19 protein-coding genes are annotated in these 19439 nt (G+C 41.6%); 6 read left to right on the top strand and 13 right to left on the bottom strand.

What is annotated here, in order from left to right; all coding sequences use genetic code 11:
• Positions 1–17: 17 nt before the first annotated feature.
• From A5N88_RS17445 to A5N88_RS17425, 5 genes are all read right to left on the bottom strand, one after another.
• Positions 18–1004, bottom strand: coding sequence for a quinone oxidoreductase family protein (locus A5N88_RS17445; protein WP_066268296.1), 987 nt, complete (start codon positions 1002–1004; stop codon positions 18–20).
• Between the two features lie 278 nt (positions 1005–1282).
• Positions 1283–2536: a helix-turn-helix domain-containing protein gene (locus tag A5N88_RS17440; protein WP_066268294.1), complete on the bottom strand. Its 1254-nt coding sequence runs from the start codon at positions 2534–2536 to the stop codon at positions 1283–1285.
• A 317-nt stretch (positions 2537–2853) separates the two neighbouring features.
• Complete coding sequence (locus A5N88_RS17435; RefSeq protein WP_066268291.1) at positions 2854–3729, bottom strand: SMP-30/gluconolactonase/LRE family protein; 876 nt, start codon at positions 3727–3729, stop codon at positions 2854–2856.
• 257 nt (positions 3730–3986) lie between these two features.
• Positions 3987–4343, bottom strand: coding sequence for a PqqD family protein (locus A5N88_RS17430; RefSeq protein WP_066268290.1), 357 nt, complete (start codon positions 4341–4343; stop codon positions 3987–3989).
• A complete protein-coding gene (locus A5N88_RS17425) occupies positions 4336–6225 on the bottom strand; it encodes an OPT family oligopeptide transporter (protein WP_066268288.1) in 1890 nt (629 codons plus the stop codon). Before A5N88_RS17425 ends, A5N88_RS17430 begins: the two co-directional genes overlap by 8 nt.
• Before the next feature lie 588 nt (positions 6226–6813).
• Between A5N88_RS17425 and A5N88_RS17420 the strand changes: the two genes are divergently transcribed.
• Positions 6814–7095: a hypothetical protein gene (locus A5N88_RS17420; protein WP_066268287.1), complete on the top strand. Its 282-nt coding sequence runs from the start codon at positions 6814–6816 to the stop codon at positions 7093–7095.
• A 218-nt stretch (positions 7096–7313) separates the two neighbouring features.
• Here A5N88_RS17420 and A5N88_RS17415 read toward each other — a convergent pair whose 3' ends face one another.
• A complete protein-coding gene (locus A5N88_RS17415; RefSeq protein WP_066268286.1) occupies positions 7314–7619 on the bottom strand; it encodes a hypothetical protein in 306 nt (101 codons plus the stop codon).
• 13 nt (positions 7620–7632) lie between these two features.
• Positions 7633–8910, bottom strand: coding sequence for an ArsB/NhaD family transporter (locus A5N88_RS17410; protein ID WP_066268285.1), 1278 nt, complete (start codon positions 8908–8910; stop codon positions 7633–7635).
• 213 nt (positions 8911–9123) lie between these two features.
• On the opposite strand from A5N88_RS17410, the gene A5N88_RS17405 reads away from it, so the two are divergent.
• Complete coding sequence (locus tag A5N88_RS17405; RefSeq protein ID WP_066268283.1) at positions 9124–9468, top strand: hypothetical protein; 345 nt, start codon at positions 9124–9126, stop codon at positions 9466–9468.
• A gap of 107 nt (positions 9469–9575) precedes the next feature.
• Here the strand turns inward: A5N88_RS17405 and A5N88_RS17400 are convergent, their stop codons facing one another.
• The 3 genes from A5N88_RS17400 to A5N88_RS17390 form a co-directional block, all read right to left on the bottom strand.
• Positions 9576–9896 carry a nucleoside triphosphate pyrophosphohydrolase gene (locus tag A5N88_RS17400; protein WP_066268280.1) on the bottom strand — a complete coding sequence of 107 codons (321 nt, stop codon included), beginning with the start codon at positions 9894–9896 and terminating at the stop codon, positions 9576–9578.
• 349 nt (positions 9897–10245) lie between these two features.
• Positions 10246–10461 carry a hypothetical protein gene (locus A5N88_RS17395; RefSeq protein WP_066268278.1) on the bottom strand — a complete coding sequence of 72 codons (216 nt, stop codon included), beginning with the start codon at positions 10459–10461 and terminating at the stop codon, positions 10246–10248.
• A gap of 247 nt (positions 10462–10708) precedes the next feature.
• Positions 10709–10894 carry a hypothetical protein gene (locus A5N88_RS17390; RefSeq protein ID WP_157090706.1) on the bottom strand — a complete coding sequence of 62 codons (186 nt, stop codon included), beginning with the start codon at positions 10892–10894 and terminating at the stop codon, positions 10709–10711.
• A 186-nt stretch (positions 10895–11080) separates the two neighbouring features.
• On the opposite strand from A5N88_RS17390, the gene A5N88_RS17385 reads away from it, so the two are divergent.
• On the top strand, positions 11081–11950 hold the full coding sequence (locus A5N88_RS17385; RefSeq protein ID WP_066268276.1) for a polysaccharide deacetylase family protein: 870 nt from the start codon (positions 11081–11083) through the stop codon (positions 11948–11950).
• Positions 11951–12064: 114 nt separating this feature from the next.
• Here the strand turns inward: A5N88_RS17385 and A5N88_RS17380 are convergent, their stop codons facing one another.
• Complete coding sequence (locus A5N88_RS17380; RefSeq protein WP_066268274.1) at positions 12065–14239, bottom strand: alpha-L-rhamnosidase-related protein; 2175 nt, start codon at positions 14237–14239, stop codon at positions 12065–12067.
• Positions 14240–14662: 423 nt separating this feature from the next.
• The gene (locus A5N88_RS17375) at positions 14663–15178 is read right to left on the bottom strand and encodes a DUF6886 family protein (RefSeq protein ID WP_066268272.1); all 516 of its coding nucleotides are present in this window, start codon (positions 15176–15178) and stop codon (positions 14663–14665) included.
• Positions 15179–15464: 286 nt separating this feature from the next.
• Between A5N88_RS17375 and A5N88_RS17370 the strand changes: the two genes are divergently transcribed.
• Positions 15465–16301, top strand: coding sequence for an STAS domain-containing protein (locus tag A5N88_RS17370; RefSeq protein WP_066268270.1), 837 nt, complete (start codon positions 15465–15467; stop codon positions 16299–16301).
• 382 nt (positions 16302–16683) lie between these two features.
• Here A5N88_RS17370 and A5N88_RS17365 read toward each other — a convergent pair whose 3' ends face one another.
• Complete coding sequence (locus A5N88_RS17365) at positions 16684–17508, bottom strand: MBL fold metallo-hydrolase (RefSeq protein WP_066268268.1); 825 nt, start codon at positions 17506–17508, stop codon at positions 16684–16686.
• A gap of 459 nt (positions 17509–17967) precedes the next feature.
• Between A5N88_RS17365 and A5N88_RS17360 the strand changes: the two genes are divergently transcribed.
• Together A5N88_RS17360 and A5N88_RS25585 are read left to right on the top strand one after the other, a co-directional pair.
• The gene (locus A5N88_RS17360) at positions 17968–18609 is read left to right on the top strand and encodes an aspartyl-phosphate phosphatase Spo0E family protein (RefSeq protein ID WP_066268265.1); all 642 of its coding nucleotides are present in this window, start codon (positions 17968–17970) and stop codon (positions 18607–18609) included.
• Between the two features lie 255 nt (positions 18610–18864).
• Entirely contained in the window at positions 18865–19209 is a 345-nt protein-coding gene (locus A5N88_RS25585) for a DUF4181 domain-containing protein (RefSeq protein ID WP_198160314.1), read from the top strand.
• The last annotated feature ends 230 nt before the right edge of the window (positions 19210–19439 follow it).

Below are 19439 nucleotides of genomic sequence, written 5' to 3'. Positions count from 1 at the left end.
ATCTCCCCTGCACTTTTTCACAACTCTGCTATCTGCAGCAGAACTTTCCCGGTACTTTGCCTGCTTTCCACCCATCGATGGGCATCAGCAGCATCCTTCAGATCAAAGATTTTGCCGATTTCCATTTTCACCTGTCCCGTTTCAAGATAGCGAAAAACCTGCTTGGCTGTTTCCTGCAATACATGCGGCCTCTCTTTCCTGGTGGTTCCGAGACTGAAGCCGAGGACCGAACGGCAGCTTGAATGAACATCATTTGTGGTAAAGTTCCCGCTTTTTCCAGAGGAATTTCCAAACTGCACAAGGCGCCCGTATAACGCCAGGCAATCAAGGCTTTTTTCCGTTATGGTACCGGCAAGTGAATCTAAAATAATGTCAGCACCTTTTCCATCTGTCCATTCCTTTACCTGCTCAGCGAAACGGTCGTTTTGTTCATAGGAAAGCACATAGTCCGCCCCTGCATCAAGTGCAGTTTGTGCCTTTGCCCGGTTTCCTACTGTGCCGATCACCATGCCAGCCCCCAGAGCTTTGGCGAACTGTATCGCTGTTGAGCCTACTCCGCCGGCAGCTGAATGAACCAAAACTGTTTCTCCCCGTTCCATTCGTGCGATATTTGCGAGCAGCTTATAAGCAAGGAAAGCTACGGTTGGGCAAGCTGCTGCTGTTTCAAAATCAATGTTATCCGGCAGCAAAAAGGTTAGCTGTTCATCGGCAGCCGCATATTCGCAATACGATCCACCTGCAGGAAAAGCAATTACCCTCTGTCCCTTCTTAAAATGCTGCACTTCCGTTCCTACTTCTACAATGGTACCTGCTAGATCTAAACCAGGAATAAAGGGCAGGGTGCCTTTTCCCTTATTTCCTCTCCGGGCTTTTATGTCTGCAAAATTTACACTCGATTTCTCAGCGCGAATCAGCACCTGCCTTGAGGAGATTTTAGGAATTTCCACATCTGTGTACTCCATTTCTTCTGCCCCGCCAAAAGCTTTTACAATGACTGCTTTCATTCTGTATCCTCCTCCGATTTCTTTGTATAACATGGTTTCGCTTTCACCTGTCAAAATTCCTTGTTTCAAAGGGAAATACATGTCACCTTACTTCGTCACATTCCGCGCCTCTCTTAATGGATAAACAGAGTCTCTCTCTGCATTGTGAACTTTTCAATCAAACGTTTGACTTATTTCCGCGGAAATAGATTTCCCCGAACGATGTCGGATACTGGCTTTTTTTAGAGGAGATTTTTCACTTCATATAAATAAAAAAAGGAGCATGGCGCTCCCATTTCTCACCTATGATCGTAATAGCTTTTCTGCGATTCGATCATGGATTTTGCCAGCTGAAAGGCATCTTCTGATCTTTCTTGGCTCATATAATAGTGAAAAAGCTTCTTTTCATAGTGGTCTATCATTATCATTTCCCCGCTTTGTCTGAGGTAGGGCAGCGCTTCCTGTTCAATCAGCTGGTAGTATTGCTCGAAATCTTCTTCCAAAAGACATATATGCATCTTAAAATCGATGCATTTTCTTGTAAATTTCCCTTTTTTTGCTTCGTACAGTCCTTCCCTTGCCAGCTCCAGCAGGCGTTCCTTGGAAAGAAGCTTGCCCCTATTGCATGCCTGGAGATATCCATCTAGCGCAATCAAATAAAAGGGATTTTGCTTTTCCAATAAGCTCATGGCTTTTTCATACAGCTTGGCCGCCTCTTGATCTTTTTCTCTTCTGAAGCATTCAAAAGCATAATTGTTATAAAGCTTTGACTTCCTTTCAATGCTGTTATGGCAGATATCACAGCTTTTCAAAAGGATTTCGTATTTTTGCCTGGTATCTTCAAAATCATGAAGCTCCTTTGAGTTCAGTTCAACAAGCATGAGCGTCTCCGTATCAATAATCCGCAGCATATTCAATGTTCTGCGGAAAAAGCGCAGCGCCTTTTCTGCATAGTAATAGGAAGTGATATTGGCGTGAATGGAATGGTAGGCTAAAGCCAAATGATAATAATACTCTTCATTGTCATATTGTGCAGGGTCAATCGCCCCAAGACTTTCAATCCCTGAGTGGTACTGGCCGGTTAAAAAATAGTAGATACCGAGTAAATGCTTGACGAGATGGCTGTCATAAGGAGAATGACTGAGATCCTGGCGCTGGATGTCCGTAAGCCGGCTATAGGCCTGCTCCAGCTTGTTCGTAAAAAGTTCATAACGGCTTAACAGCAGCTGATAACGCAGGAGAAAATCTGGAAACTCCTTCATTGGATCACGCTCTATCTCTATTTTCAGCTGATCCGCATCCTCCATCCTTTGCATAATCATGGCCTCATGCCAGTCCTTCAGCCGTTGGCTTAATCGATGGTAATTTTCTACTTCTTTCTGAAGATCCCTGTTCAATCGTTCTGATAGCATCCTCGTAATTTCAGGAGAATACTCTGTAATGCCTCTTTCAATCTTGCTTAAATGAGTAATCGAGCATATCCCCTCAGCAAGCTGTCCCTGGGTAAGCCCCTCTTTTTCTCGATAAAACTTTAAAATATACCCTTCTTTCATGCTGATCCCCCAAGCCCACATTTTCTACCATTATACGAAAATGGCGGACTCTTTATCTAGAGGAACACGCTAACATATTAGTACTCTAAAGCACGAAAGGGGTCTGACCCTTTTAATGCTCTAAAGCGTATAAGGGGTCTGACCCCTTCTACACTTTAACGCATAAAAGCACCCTAACCCTCCACCCCCAATGTACAGGACAATGACAAAGAGAGCTGAAAAATTTCAGCTCTCTTAATCCTCTGGCATTGGCCACTCTTCAACTCTATCAGCTCCATGTTTTGACTACTAACAGAGATGTTCCTGCTGCTATTAAATTATCCGTTAAAAGTATACGCAGGCATTCCCTTAACCTCCGTTTTATAGCAAAACAGCCCGCCTGAATGGGGATACTGCTCCATCTCCGCCTCATCCAGCCCTTGTCTTGCTGTGGTGATATACAAGTCTCTTAAATCTTTTCCTCCAAACGTACAGGAGGTCACATTTTTCACAGGCAGGACAACCTCTGTCAGCTTTTTGCCTGAAGCCGGATCCCATCTCGATACTCTACCCCCTCCCCAATGGGCAATCCACAGCATCCCCTCTTCATCAATGGTCATACCATCCGGCATGCCTTCCTCACTCTTAAATGAAATAATCTCTTTAGAGTTTGATATTTCTCCAGTGTCTAATTGATAGTCAAATTGAAGTACTTTTTCCGTCGGTGTATCGATGAAATAGAAATACCGATTATCTGGCGACCAGGCCAGCCCGTTCGATATTCCAAGGTCTTTCAGCTTCGTCTCCACTTTAAGCCCTGGCGTTAAACAGTAAAGAGCCCCCTGCTGAGCGGAACCTGATTTCACCATGGTGCCCGCCCAAAATCTGCCTGCAGCATCGCATTTTCCGTCGTTAAAACGGTTATTCGAAATATTCCTCTCGGGATTGAAAATTGGCTCCAGCTTTCCCGTCGCCTCATCTAAGAAAAAAAATCCGTTCTCCAGTGCTGTGACCATTCCCCCTCCTTTTATTGGAGCCACCGCCCCTATCAATTGATCCAGCTGGATTTCTCTGTCTTCATTGGTTTCAGGGCGATAAAAATGTATTGTCTTTTGGATAATATCCACCCAATACAACTGCTGTCTATCCTCATCCCAGCAAGGGCCCTCTCCCAAAACAGCCTTTGCATCTACTTTCAGCTCCAGTTCGGTCATCCATAACCCTCCTGTAAGTATATGTACTTTACTATGCCCATTCCCCTTTCTTCCTTGCTCCAAAACCAAAAAATACAATAAATGACTCGCTTCAAGCTGCCATATCCTTTACTTTACTAAAGGGGTCTGATCCTTTTACCACACTAAAGCGCAAAAGGGGTCTGACCCCTTTTGCGCTTTAGTGTACGAAACCACTCCCAAGTATATAAAAGAAGTGCGGGCCAACATTCTCCGCACTTCCCTTTTTGCTATGTTTTTTAGTGGGTCTCTTCCCATTTAATCCATTCATGCGCTTCCAGGGTTTGCAGGAACTTCAGCAGGCGTGGCAGCGCCGGCTCTGCTTCCTCGCCAAACTGCTGCTGCATTTCCTTGGTGATGACATCGACCGTTTTATATTCTTCAAACTGTTTTACAGTGAAGGAACCAAATTTGTCCAGATGTATTTTTCTCACAGAAGGCTGCTTTAAATACTTGATAGACAGCCGTTCAAGAAAAGAGGTACGGTCAATGACCAAGCAGCCGCTTTTCCCTTTTTCCTCATGATAATGGACCTTGGTTTCCAGAACGGGAACCATTTCAAGCAAATTCTGTTCCTTGTTTACCCGTTTAAACATGTCGCTTCTTTCCTCGAACCGAGACAAAATACAACAGGAACGACAGTAGAATAAAGATGATAAACGGCAGTAAATTGCTTGCAGACAGTGCTGCTTCAGGTACAGGGACGCCTGCGTAAATCAAAATCGCAATAATGACACCGACAAGCGATTCACCTGCAATTAAACCGGATGCAAACAGGATCCCTCTGTCCACTTTATCTCTGCGGTCCTCTTCTGATTTTGAAAAGCGGTCAATAAAGTAACGGACAAAGCCGCCAAACATGATTGGCATACTTGTATGAACCGGCAAATAAATCCCTACAGCCACTACTAGTGAATTTAATCCAAAGAACTCAAGCGTAATGGCAATGGCTGCACCGATAAAGATTAAGTTCCATGGAAGATTTCCACCCAGTACACCTTCAGCCAGAATCTTCATTAGAGCTGCTTTTGGTGCAGGAAGGGCTGCAGATCCCATATGATAAGCATTATCCATTAAAATCAGGATGAACCCAATGATAGAACCAGATGCCACCACCCCGATCATCATCGCAATCTGCTGCTTCCACGGTGTTCCTCCGACGATATAACCTGTTTTTAAATCCTGGGATACATCCCCAGCAACGGCAAGTGCAGTACAAATAATCGCTGCCACAACCAACGCTGCGACCATACCTTCTTTGCCTGTAAAACCAGTCGCTTTATAAAGAAGCGTAACTATCAGCAAAGTAGCAATCGTCATCCCTGATACTGGAGAAGACGAGCTTCCGACAATCCCTACAATTCGGGATGCAACGGAAACAAATAAGAAACCAAATACCGCAATACAAACCGCTCCGATAATTCCGACTTTTGTGACCGGAACAAAAGCGATGATTAAAATAATAAGGATGATTCCAATCCAAACATACTTGGCAGGCATATCCTGCTGTGTGCGAAGCGGATCAGCCTTAATTCCCCCTCTATTTTCTGTAACTCCGCGGAATGTCGCAAAGGCAGATCCAAATAGGCTCGGCAGAGATTTTACAAGTGTAATCAATCCTCCCACTGCCACAGCTCCTGCACCGATATAACGGATATAGTTATCCCAAATGGCCCATGCATCCATTTTGCTTACTGGAATGGAGGCCGGGAAAATCGCGTGTGCGCTTCCGCTGCCAAAAAAACTGATCGCAGGAATGAGCACAACCCATGCAAGCAGACCGCCGCCCAGCATTTCTCCTGCTACACGCGGCCCGATAATATATCCCACACCTAAAAGGGAAGGAAGCGTATCAAGGCCGACAAGGGCATTTTTAAAGTTGCCAATTCCCGTTTCCACTTCTGTTTTAAATAATTTAAAACCATCACCAAGCCCTTTAACTACTGCACCGACACCAAGGCCGATACCAATAAGCTTCGCGCTGCTTCCTCCCTGCTCACCGGATTTCAATACTTCCGCACAAGCCGTACCCTCCGGATATGGAAGTACCTCATGCTCTCTTACAATCAACAGCTGGCGCAAAGGCACCATCATGAAGACGCCAAGGAAGCCGCCTGTTAATACGATAAAAATAAATAAACCCTGACTTACATGAACATGCCAGAGAAAAAGTGCAGGCAATGTAAATACGGCTCCTGCCCCGATTGCTTCCCCTGCTGTCGTCATGGTCTGAACAATATTATTCTCCAGAATGGAATTGCGGCGGAACAGCCCCCGCAAAATCGCCATGGAAATGACCGCAGCCGGTATAGAGGCCGACACGGTTAACCCTACCCTAAGTCCTAAATATGCATTTGCCGCTCCGAAAACAATCGCCAATATAATTCCCAGAATAATGGCTGTAAGCGTCATCTCCGGAAGAGACTTTGATGCAGGTACATACGGGACAAATTCTGTTGTTTTTGAATGATCTGACAAATCCCCTCACCACCTATTATCTATTTATTTGAGAAACGCCTTTCCTTATGGATTGTCAATTTGCTGCATCCTCGTTACAAGGGATTTCTCAGCTTGTCTGCAGCACAATCAAATAGGTCAGATTCGTTTCTCCCCCTTATTTTACCTAATTCGATAAGAATCATCCAAAACCCTTTTTTATTACATTCAAAGATTGACAGAATTCGCAGATAGAGTTACTATTCTTGTTTTCCCTTTTTTAGCTCCTATACAGCCATTCTTTTACTTGTTTCTGAAAATCAAGAACAATTTGTTAGATTTGTTTACTATACCGCAGTTTTTACAAGTGCTTTACATTTTCAATGGCTATTTTCGTATAGATTGTTGTTTTTCGCAAAAGTGTTAAATCTGTATTAAGAGAGTCATCGTGGCATCTTTTCGTCTTAAGGAATTTAGTTTGCAGGCTTTGAACCCTGTGTATCCAATATTAATTGATACAAATAGCAACAAAGTATACGAAAAGAGCCTTTTCAATTTTAAAAAACAGTAATATTTATCCAGTTATATCTGTATTTAATCTGATAGGATATAAATAAAGGGGGGATTATTATGGTCATTGTTTCCTTTTTGAATGATCAAACTTTACATATTAAAAAGGATACAATCCTAAACGGTTATAAAGTTACTTTTGATGATTCTAAAAAAGAATATTGTCTTGAAAAGGTTTATAGCAATTCCATTAATGGAGGGGCATCAAAATTGTCCACTGAAAATCCTATGATAGGTATTGCAGGCTTCATTGGATCTGTGGATTATTTTTCAGTCGGCAATGATCCAGATAATGCTATTTTATTTAAATCTACATCAATAAAATCGATACAAAATCGATAGCAAAAAAACGTAGCCGCGAGGTATCGACCCCCGAAAGTTAGAGTGAAGAATCTAACTTTCGGGGGTCGATACCACCTGTTGCTACGTTTTTTTGTAAAGTTTATATTATCGTATCCCAATGTTGGTCAGACATATAATAGAAAGAGTAACTCCTTTGTTTCCTGAACATGTCCTAGAGGTCGTAAGCAAGATGCCTTCTTGGAGGGCATAGACATTCTTCACATTGTACCCCCTTCATTTTTCTCATCGACCCATTCCACTTTGTCCAGAAGCTTCCACTTGAATAACCCCAGAAGCAGGGTAATATAGGCTTCTTTTTTCACAATGATCTGGATGTGGTCTTTAAAGGTATAAAAAAGGATATCCGTAAAGATCTCATCACTTTCAAAAAAATGCCTCAGCTCCCGCAGATCTTTTATGATTTCCGAATTCTTCACCCTAATTTCAAATTCTATATCTTCATCGCGCCGATTTTCTTGTAAGTCGATTTTATCAGCCGCAACTGAGTATTTGAGCCTTGTCATACCTCTCCTCCTGTCATAGATACCTTACATAAATATACACCATGGAAATGACGATAGAGACCAGCATTAATGGAAAACCAATTAGCAAATATTTTACGAAGGAAATTTTATAGCCTTCTTTGCCGGCAAGTCCCGCTACAACCAGGTTCGCACTGGCTCCGATTAACGTGCCGTTTCCCCCAAGACAGGCGCCTAAAGATAAGCTCCACCACAACGGTTCTAGATGCTGGACGCCTAATTCACCCATTTGCTTGATTAACGGGATCATCGTTGCGACAAAAGGAATATTGTCCACAAAGGCCGATGCAATCGCGCTTAAGGATAAGACAAGGAACGCGCTTGCTGTCTGGTTCCCCCCTGTTAACCCCACAGCGTAAGAAGCGACTTGCTTTATCACGCCAGTTTCCACAAGTCCCGAGATTAGGACAAACAAGCCGATGAAGAAAAAAATCGTTGTCCATTCCACCTTAGCCAGCGATTTCTCCAGATAGCCTTCGCCTGATAATAAAAGCAGCAGAAAGGCCCCCATTAAAGCAATCGCAGCTGTTTCAACATGTATGATTTGATGCAGAAAAAACCCTGCTATCGTTAACAGCATGACACTCAGCGATTTAATCATGAGAGACGGATTGCTAATTTCATCTTTCTCGTTTAAATCTAAAATTCTCTCTCTGACCCGTTCATCCACTTTTAACTGCTTGCGGTAAATAGCCATAAGCAGCAGAATCGTTACAACTGCAATGATCAGTATGATCGGCGTTAAATTCGTAATAAATTTTCCAAATGTAAGCGACGGAACCGCACTTCCTATCATAATATTAGGCGGATCCCCAATCATAGTAGCCGTCCCACCGATGTTGGACATCAAAATTTCTGATATCAAAAATGGCATGGGCGTCACATTCAGCTGTCTTGTGATACTGAACGTAATCGGAACTATCAGGAGAACCGTTGTAACGTTATCTAAAAAAGCAGATCCAATCACCGTAATAAGAGAGAGAGCTGCGAGAATGGCCAGAGGCTTGCCCTTCACTTTTTTGGCAGACCATATGGCTACATATTTAAAAATTCCCGTTTCTGCCGTAATGCTGACAATCATCATCATGCCAGCCAGCAGTCCCAATGTATTAAAGTCTATGTGCGCAATGGCTGTTTCTTGTTTAACGATCCCAAGCAATACCAGACTGCCGCCGCCGAGCATGGCAATAATGGTTCTATGAATTTTTTCAGAAATAATGAATCCGTATGTAATGATGAAAATCCCTATTGCGAGTAATGCCTCATCCCCCAATTTTACGCCTCCTTTTTCTACCATTGTAACCTAAAACAGGCGCTTCATTCGAAAGACCTGTACACGGAGAAATAGGCATTGGGTATTTACAATGATACTTTTACTCCCTTAAAACTTCACTAATTATTCTAAATAAACAAAAAATATCTTTTCCAACTCTAATACGACCTGATATACTATGTGGTAAGTCTATCATGTGAGGGGGATATCTATTTGGATAAAAAATTTTGGGTTTCAACCTTTATTACGTTAAGTATGGCTACAATTTTTCTTGCCCTATGCTTACTCAGGTTCAGCCTTCAAACTTCAGCCGGAACGATGATCATCTCATCCATAGCCATCCTGCTGGTTTCAAGCAATCTTATTTATTTTAAAATAATCAAATCAAGCAATTTGTTCAATCAATATCTTGAAATAACAAATAATATCAGTTACTTTATATTGTCTTTTATTTTTTATGTCGCTACCAACAACGAATTGCTCGTATTTCTCTTTGTGATTATGGGATTTGGGAGCGCTCTCATCTATAAAAAAGATGCACCTAAAAAGACCTTTTAGAAATGGGAATATACATATAAAAGATGGCCATTAGCCACCGTTTCACGGACATTAAAAGACTCGCACAGAGTCTTTTTTTGTGCTGGTTCATAGTGCAGGACGCTCCTCTATTCGGCTTCCACCAAAAACAACCGTTTTTCAAAACCGCCGCGCTCCTGGACTTTCTTTTTTCTGATTGCTTCCAGCTCTTCAAAACCGCTTCCATGCGCATGAGTCAAAGCATGCAGCACCTCTAGCAGATCACATAGCTCTTCCATCGCCTGATTATCACTCGCTGATTCCAAATATTCCTTCCACTCTTCCTCTGCTTTTGCTTTCAATTCCTGTAGAAAAGCTGCAGAGTCCAGTTCTCTGACCGTTGCTTTTCCACCATTGCTTTCAATGATTTCCGGAATTCTGTCGCGAACAAGCTTATTGTATATTGCCACTCTCTTCCGCCTCGCTTCACATCTATTTAATCCTATCGTAACGCTTGCAGGAGTAAAATCATAGTTTTTACTTTGAATTTCGCTTCAATTCCCTTCAAGTTGAGTACCCATTTCACGCTAGGCGGACCTTACGGGCGAAATTCAATTGAATGCGAGCGAAAACAGTAACCTTACGAGCGTTTTAGGCAAAAAGACCTACCTTTACTCCACTAAAGGGGTCAGACCCCTTCCGTGCGTTACTGCATTAAAGCAGCATCCATACAAAAAAGCCATACCACCTGAAGGGATACGGCCCGTGCAATCAAGATATATGTCCAGCGGCTGATAATACATACGGTTTAAAACCTAATTAAACGATGGTTTTGTTCTCCATGTCCTCGATAATTTCATCGATGGTATTGGAAAAATCGATGGTTTTTCTTGCTACATGAATGCTGAGATCAAGGAGTTCCTTATATTTTTCCATAGGCACACTCTTAACATTGCTGTTGTCATTCAGCTGAAGCCCGATATCATGCAGCCTGACTAAGATTTCCTCAATGGTTCCTTTCTCAAATTCAATCACATTTATTCCCCCGGTAGTCTTATTAGTGTATCTTTATATTTTATGGATCTTCTCCAAAAACTATAACTGACAGAAAATACAATCTACTGTAGAGTATATTATGACAAACGTACCTTGTTTAGTAAAGATACAATAATATCCAATTTTTCAAACTTGAGCTGCTGAGACGATCCCTACATCATGTCAGCTGATTACTAAATACAAGACACCTTTTTTCTGCAACCGTGTCTTTTAAAGTCGACATTTATTACGAAAGATTCTCCCGCCGCAGCATATTATCCATAACAAAGGATGCTAAAACAAGCATAAAAGATATCACCAGGTAGATAGCACCAAAAAACAACAGATTCCTTTCTACCATTAGCATAGTCCCCAGCAGGGCTTTATGAACGGCAATCCCTCTAAAAAATAACACTACCAGAGCTGACAGCAATAAAATTCCCCTTTCCACTATTAGTCAGCTAATGCCGCCATACTTTTCCCCTCTGCTGAGACGTACCAGAGCTTCCTCTCTCCTCCCCATCCCTGCCAAAATCCGACACATTTCAAAGTAAACCCTGTTATTTCCAAATAATCTAGGGTATAGTGATAAAAAAAAGGCTTAGGAGGGATGCAGTACATGAAAGTTAGCATGAAAAAAAATGGGGAAATCCTCTTAATCCTAGTTTTCTTTCTATTGCTGATTACTGTTATTGCGATTTTCCACCATTCAAAGACTGAGAAAAGTGCTTCAAGTAACCTGACGCCAACCAAAACACATACAAATGGAAGCAAAACTCCACAAACGGGCAAGAGTGGATCAGCTGATGGAAGCAACACCCAACAAGGCCAGGCAGGCACAGAGCAAACAAAGCCGGATGGCCGTACCATTTATCTGACATTTGATGACGGCCCAACAAAATATACTCCTCAAATTCTTTCTATATTGAATAAAGATCATGCTCGGGCCACTTTTTTCATGTTAAAACATAACATGGACCGTTATCCCAATGCCCTTCAGGAAATGAAAAACTTTGGCTTCGGAATGGGATGCCACGGGGTGACTCATAAACTTAGACTATTTTATGCAAGCCCTAAAAGTGCAAAAGGTGAAATGACAGAGTGCTCCGACACATTAAAGCAATACACCGGCGAACAGGCTCAGGTCATCCGCGTTCCTTACGGGAGTTTTCCTTTTCTAAGCCCTAAGGAAAGACAGGCACTGAACGGAGCAGGCTTTTCAATCTGGGATTGGAATATTGACAGCAAGGACTGGGCTACCTCCGATCCTAAAGCGGTCGTCAAAAATATCGAAATGCAGCTGAACAGAAAACCCGGTTTTAAAACTCCGGTCATCTTGATGCACGATAAAAAAGATACTGCAGCAGCATTGCCGTACATCATTGAGGAGCTTAAAAAGAAGCATTATCAATTCGGCGTTTTAAGCAAGCAGCTTGCACCTGTTGAATTTCAGCATGCTAAGAAGCCCTATACCTTTAAAAAAACATAGTCAATTGAATGGAGCCGGCGAGGCTTCTTTTTTTTATAGATGTAATACACAATTCCCGTTATTAAACTTCATTTATAATCTCTCATAGATGAAGAGATTATGATAAAAAATCATTCAATTTATCAAACAAGTTTCTGTTGCACCATGAAAAGTCCAACCAGTTTCTTTAGAATGTACAATGACGGAATAACCGTTTTCGGATTTTATATCTCGTTCTACAAGTACGTCCAATTCATTTGTGCCAATCATTAACTTTTGGACTCTAGCTCTTTCCCAATTAGTTGGCAGCTGAGGCTCAAACGTTACTTCTTTAACAGCGGCATTAGGCCTAATACCTATAAAGCCGCAAATAATTGGGCTAAGTAAAGCGTAAGATGTCCAAGCTTGTACAAAGCATCCATAGTCGGGGGACATTTCAGAAATGGACCCAGGAAGATACATACCAAACGTTTTCATTACATTTTGTATTTGTTGATAGGCTGCATCGGTTTGATGATAACGTAAGTTTGCATTAACTTGGACTGCTGTTGAGATTGTCATCATACGATTCTGTTCTAATCCGGATAAATACATACCATATTCTCCAGTAAACTCTTTGCCATTCAATCGCTTAAGTGCCTGTAACGCTGATCCAGTTTCAGATAATCCCATTTCAAGAGGAGTGTTAATCACCCAATTTTTAAAACACCATGCCGTATCATCTTCACTTTCCGCCATTCCATTTGTGATTAGCTCTTCTTTCATTCCTTCGTAATAAGGAATTAAGTGCAAATCATTCCCCAGCCTGGCCTGATGAATAAAATCATCTAAGCGCGGGTACAAGTCCTTGCCTGGGATCCGTATATCCGCATAAAGCCCTTCTTTTTCCAACCACATTTCTTCTGTTATCTTTTTTGTTAATTGTTCCCCTAAATCCTTATATTTCCTTGCTTGTATTTCCTCACCGAAAAGCTCAGCCATTTCAGCAGCATTTTCCAACGCTACTGCAGTATATACAGCAGTGTCAATCAGCTCGCCATTCAAACCCAGGATCTCCATGATGCCATATCCCTCTGGAAACAAATCTTTATCTGTATCCATCTCTTCCAAAAGCCAACGTAACCCGTTTTTTATTTCATCAAAATGACTGCGGAGCCATTCTCTATTCCCGGTCCATTTGTATGTATCGTACACAGCACGAATAAAATGTGAAGTTTCTTGTGTATTACCCGGATTTCCTACAATACCAAATGTATTAATTTCGTGGACAATACGTCCATTTCCATTCTTCCTTAATGACGCTTCAGCTACAACATCCAACGTATCTTCTGCAAGTTTATGAAAACCTGCTGGAACACAACCCGCAAGAGAGTATGCACTATCACAGCCAAACCACCATGGGTATTCTGGTATTCCTGCTGCCAGCCCGCGTCCCACACTAGGAACATCAATCGTTAGCCACTCCATATGGCATTTTACCCAAGCATATTGTTTTGCTAATTCTTCATCAGGAATATCGATAGCCGCTCTATCTAAGATACCTTGATAGTGTTTCTTTTTATGCTCAAAATGTTTTTCAACATTCTTCATGTTGTTTATCGTTTCATAGGTTTCTTTTTCAGATTTTATGGAACCAGCTATATGTACAGTGAATACATAGGATTCCCCAGGTTCAACGGTTGTTCGAAAATTCCATTTCGCTCCAACCCCCTCCCCGTACGTTTGTTCATACCCTTCAATTTGCTCATCAATTTCTATGATTGCGTGAGGGCAATGAGCATAAACTCGTGCAAACCAATTATGATCGCTGTCTTTTACAACAACACAATCATTATCTATCCACGCTTCATCTTTCCCTGGAATAATATTCTCTGTTTCAGAGTACCAAACCGGGCGAAGATCTGACCTAACTACAAAATCTCCTTCAATCAATACTGGATAGTCTTCCTTATTTTCTAAAATATATCGTACAATCAACCCGGGTGTTTCCTGAGGGGCCAATTGAAACCTTGTTATCACGAGTTCATGAGCCTGATAAATATGTTCATTATAAAAAGGGTGATTTCGAAATATCGAAGCTTGTTTTAACCATTCAAACTGTCTGCCGTCTACTTTTAAACCCATCCAAAATCCATCCAAAATTTTAATTGGATGCATCCATATTCCGCCCATTTCATTCTCAATATGATGCCCAAAAGCAGGGAATCCCCCATTCTGAGCCCCAATTAAATGCATACGGGTTCCAGGTGTTAAAAACGAACGTTCATCAGGATTCTTTATTTCTTCTATTAAATCAGTTATTTTTAACATTTCAGATCATCCTTTCATTACGGTCATAAACAGACACCATTAAGCTTCAGTATGGCAACAGTCATTAATGAGGTAAGAGTTACAAAACTCACTCCCCCAAAATGACTTTTCTATCTTTCTGCGATTTTCCTTCAATCAAGTTCTAGCATATGATTAAAACCGTTTTAAAGCAGGTGAAATCCCTATATTTAAAACGGTTTCATTTTCAAACAAAGTATATTCCAAAACGTTTCGGAACGTCAAACTATTTTTATATGAAAATTCAGTTTTTAATTTATGAAGTTTAATAGCTATAATCAAAAAATAATTTCTGCAATGCTCCCTCAAAACCCTCACTTTTCAATCACCTGTTGAGAAACCTTTAACCGAAAGGTCTCTTAAAGTGAACAAAGCTCTTCTCACCATCCATCCAATTCTCCATAACTACCGTTTACTTGCATTCTGAAAGCGAATAATGGAAAAGTTATCTAACGTCGAGGAAATAATTTCATCCCGAAGCGGGTTCAAATCCGGTGTGATCCGAAGCTCCACATCCGCCCTTGTAAGGCAATCCAACAAATTCTCCAGAGGTTCCACAGCAAGAGGTACCGCAGTAAACCTTGAAATATAGTAGCCGGCAATAGCATCATAAAGCTCAAAGCCTGCAGAATCAAATGTATATTGATACAGAGTGGTTTGTTGAATGCGGCTAATCCACCTTGATTCAACTGCTATCACTTTGCTGGCACTTGTTTGTGAAAAAAATAGCCTCTCATCCTCTTTGCTAAGTTTGTCAGATTTTGAAAAAACAACACGGGGACAATCTCTTGGAAAAAAATAATGAGGTGCATGCTCCTCATCGATTGCCCATACAACAGGGGGCATTTCGCTTTTAGTAGGATGGGGTAATGGAACAAACTTTTTAATAGAAGGATCTTCACTAAAATGATAAAGCAGCATGTCCTATCTCCTTTTAATCGTCTGGTAATTTACCTATTCTTACATTCTGTACTTCTCCCAATATTCCTTTTTGTTCCAAGAACCTCATAAACTGTTTTCGTATGAATGCTGCTTTACGTTCGGACAGCTTTTCCCAAGCCAACAACGTTTTGGTTTTACTAGGAAATGATTTTTTTACATTGATATACTACTAATTTACTAGTAAAATTTTAAAGGGAATGACAATTAACTATTAAGATATAAATGTTTCGTTTACCACATTAATATAAAAATGATGGAGGATACTATGGACAAGGAACTACAGCTTTTAGGTGAAATGATTATTAGCCAAAAAGACGCCATCGCCATGGAAGTGCATACGGACAGAATGGCAGGAGTCCCTATGACGGAAGAAGAAAGTAATGAATTTCAAAAATTTGTGCCTTCTTTATTAAAAACGAGAGCCGATTTTATTCAACTGTTTGGCCGTGCCTTAATTGATGTAAACCCTAAAAAAACTGATGAAGCCATTTTGAAATGGGGCAAGGAAAACGGTGAGAGCTTTTTCAAATTAGGCGTCCCCTTAGATGAGGCTTTAAAAGATGCAAGCTTTTATCGAACTTATATATGGAAGGCTGTAGAAAAAGAGGCACTGGCAAACGATGTATCCCTCCCCACTGTCTTTCGGGCGATTTCCATCATTGATCCTCTGCTGGATAAGGCAGCTTATTATTTCAGTCTTGCCTATGTAGAATACCATCAAAAAACGTTAGAAAACGCCAAAAGTGCATTTATCGAGCTATCGGTTCCCGTTATTCCTTTAACCAAAGGCGTTGGAGTGCTGCCGCTAATTGGCAATATTGACACTGAAAGAGCTCAGCTCTTAATGGAAGAAACCTTAAGCAACTCTAGCAAATTAAATTTAAATCATCTTATCTTTGATTTATCCGGAGTTCTGATCGTGGATACAATGGTCGCTCAGCAGCTGTTCCAGGTATTCGATGCCCTTAAACTCACCGGTGTCGAAACCATCCTAACGGGAATTCGCCCGGAGGTTGCGCAAACCATGGTTTCACTCGGCTTAGCACTGCAGGGCATCACAATAAAAAGCAATCTAGAGCAGGCATTAAAATTTATAGGGTAGAAAAGCGGAAGCGCCTTGTTCATCGGCGTACGGATTCCCTAGTCTTCGACTGAGATAAAGGAAACACTGCGAAGTCACTTTTGAGCTGATGTTGACTTATCGCAGGGAGAAGACGAAGAAATCCGATAGCCGATAGGCGCTGGAGCTAGACAGTGAAAAGCGGAAGCGCCTTGTTCATCGGCGTAGAGATTCCGTAGTCTTCCACTGAGATAAAGGAAACACGACGAAGTCACTTTTGAGCTGATATTGACTTATCGCAGGGAAGGGTTATATTGGACGATAAGTGCTGGAGCGGACAGAGATTACAAATTTTATATTCTCAAAAAAACCATCAGGAATGAAAGCCCGATGGTTTTTTAGCAGCTGCAGTAAATCGAGTGATTCAGGTATGAAACAGCGTTCCGCTTAAGGCAGCCACATACCTTTCGGCTGATTTTTGGACAGCTTCCCCAGCGTCTTTTTGCACGATGCGATGAAAGGCGTTATACAGCCGGTCAAACTTCAGCTTTCCGGCAGCATTGGCTATCTCCTGTACCTTAGATGCTTGCAAAGGGATGAGATTAGGGTAGCTGTACATAAAACTGACCCATTGTCGGTCGGCCACCACTTGAATAATGTCTCCTGACAGCAGGACTCCTTTTTGATCATTTCCTTCTTTCCATTCCAGTACGGCCCCGCCTTTAAAATGACCGCCAAAACGATGGAGAATCATTCCTTTTTCCAGCTCAAGCCTGTCTCCTGACCAGTATATAATCCGGTCACTTGGCCTGGTTACCCACGCTTTGTCGTCTTCATGTATGTAGATAGGCGCGTCAAACACCTCTGCCCATTCCACCTGGGTGGAGTAATAATGGGGATGCGACAAGGCAATGGCTTGGATTCCGCCAAGCTCTTTCACCTTATCAATCGTTGTATCGTCCAGATACGTGATACAGTCCCACAAAACATTAAACCCTTCTGACTGAACAAGAAAGGCTGTTTGCCCTATGGCAAAGGACGGTTTGGTCGTCAAACTGTACAACCCTTTTTCATCTTCTACTATTTCATTCTTGTATTCTCTTGATTCACGCATGCTTTCCATAGTCGTCCAAACCTGTCCCGAAGGATGTACGTATTGCCGTTCGTCTGAGCAAATAACACATCTATCCGGTTCCGTTTCGGATTTCGCATACTGAACCCCGCAGGTTTTACAAATAAAGCAGTTCATCTTTTTCTCTCCTTTATTTCTTATTTTCTTCCTTTGCAAAATTCGTCTCCATGCACTTTCTTTGATCCAGCTGTGTCCTTGAGCCTTCAAGTAATATTGGGTGCAAATACAATTGTGGGCTTTTACGGACATGGGTTGAGTTCTGGTCTTCCTGCTGGTTGATTTCCGCTATAGACACTCGCTTCAATCAACTTTGGTTTCAAATCATCATAGGCTTTAACTGAAACATTAGTAGTGCTCTAATCATCCTGCAGGTTGATTTATACACAAGGCACTCGTTCTACAGGCAGCTCGTGAGCCCCCTAGCGCTGCCTGAAGAGTCTCTCGCAAACATTCCCGTAACATTAATCTTTTACTTAGCCATCCAAAAAACCGTATATTCAAAATATTCCACTTACAGTATAATGATGAGTAAAAACAACTTGAGAACTGGCCTCTCATATTAGAAGGATGGTAAGCATGATGAAGAACATTATTGAAGATAAACGTCAGCAATTATATGAAGCAATCGGACTTAGCCATTTGACCTCTGAAGAAACACTGCGTGCGAGCCGAGAGCTGGAAAGGTTTATGAATTTTCATTTCCGGGTGCGTAACAGTCCCGCCAAAGGAACAGTGCGGAAAGCTGCGGTTCATTCGAATGCCATCACCAGCATTTTGGAAGTGGCTTCAAGAGAAAAACTCGAGCTCCCTTTTGAATTTAATCCGGACCTCCTTCGTCATGCTGAGTGGTATTCTATTGATGTCATACATACTTTACTGCTTGCTGTTTCTGAAAAATATGGAAATGAGGCTGTTGAAAGCATAGGAGAAATAGTTCCTGAACGCTGCATTTTTCCCCAAACAGTTCAAAGCTTTGAAGAATCCCTGCAGCAGTTAAATCGTATTTTCCATCTTAATCATAAAAGCTCTGCATACATAGGCGAGTACCTGCCATACACGGATGTAAAAAATGAAATGACCGTTTTCTGCCACACCCCTCATTATCCTGCTGCCTTTAACCGGGGCATTCTTGCAGGCTTTGCTAAAAAGTTTAATCATTCTATAAAACTGAAAGAACTCGATTTGGCAAACGGCGGCCAATTTAAGATTAATGGATAGCCCTCAAAGCATATAGGCAGGCACTTGCTGTCTTTTTATGCTCTGCAAAGCCTCTGTCCATACCTGTTTCTGTACATTGAACACATCGTCTATATGCCTGGCCAATTTAAGGACTTTTATCCGGCATTTCGGTGTACCCAGCAGGCAGCAGAGCATAGAGTGACAGAAGAATTTCCTGCTTATTCAAGCATATACTTTCCTAAGCGCTGCAAAATACATTCGGGGAAGGATTCACCAGGGGAAAGGGGCAGCATCATGACATTTATTATTATATTTGTCTATATTGCTATTACTGCTTTGGGAGAGCTTTGGCTTGGGAAAATCCTGAAGCTTAATAAACACAAGAATTCCTCTTATCGGCTGGATAAAGCCCTCAATTGGATCGAAACCATTTTACTGTTAATGTTTATTGCCATCATGTCCTTTACCCAAAGATTTCAGTTTCATCTCTTCTTATATTTTGGAATATTTGTTATTAGCTTTCGATCCATCCTCGAGTTGCTCTTCAGCAAAAACAAAAACCAATATATTATAAGCCTCTACTCACTGGCAACCTACATCATCTTTATCATCCTCTGCACATGGGTAGGAATCCTTTAACACAATAACGCACAAAAGGGGTCTGACCCCTTTTGTGCGTTAAAGCGCTGATCTAAATAAAAGGGATGCACCGTCTCTTGTGCATCCCTTCCGGACACTTGAGTTAGAAAAAGCATCCGCTTTCATTTTTATTTATATTGCTATGTACTTCCTTCCGCCTGAAGGGAAAGGCCAAAACACCATTTATGCTTTCTTCCTTTGTTTGGAAATCCCATAAAACATGACAACGG

The sequence above is a fragment of the Heyndrickxia acidicola genome (assembly GCF_001636425.1).
GTDB classification, from domain to species: Bacteria; Bacillota; Bacilli; order Bacillales; family Bacillaceae_C; genus Bacillus_AE; species Bacillus_AE acidicola.
This window is presented reverse-complemented; position numbering and strand designations above follow the sequence as displayed.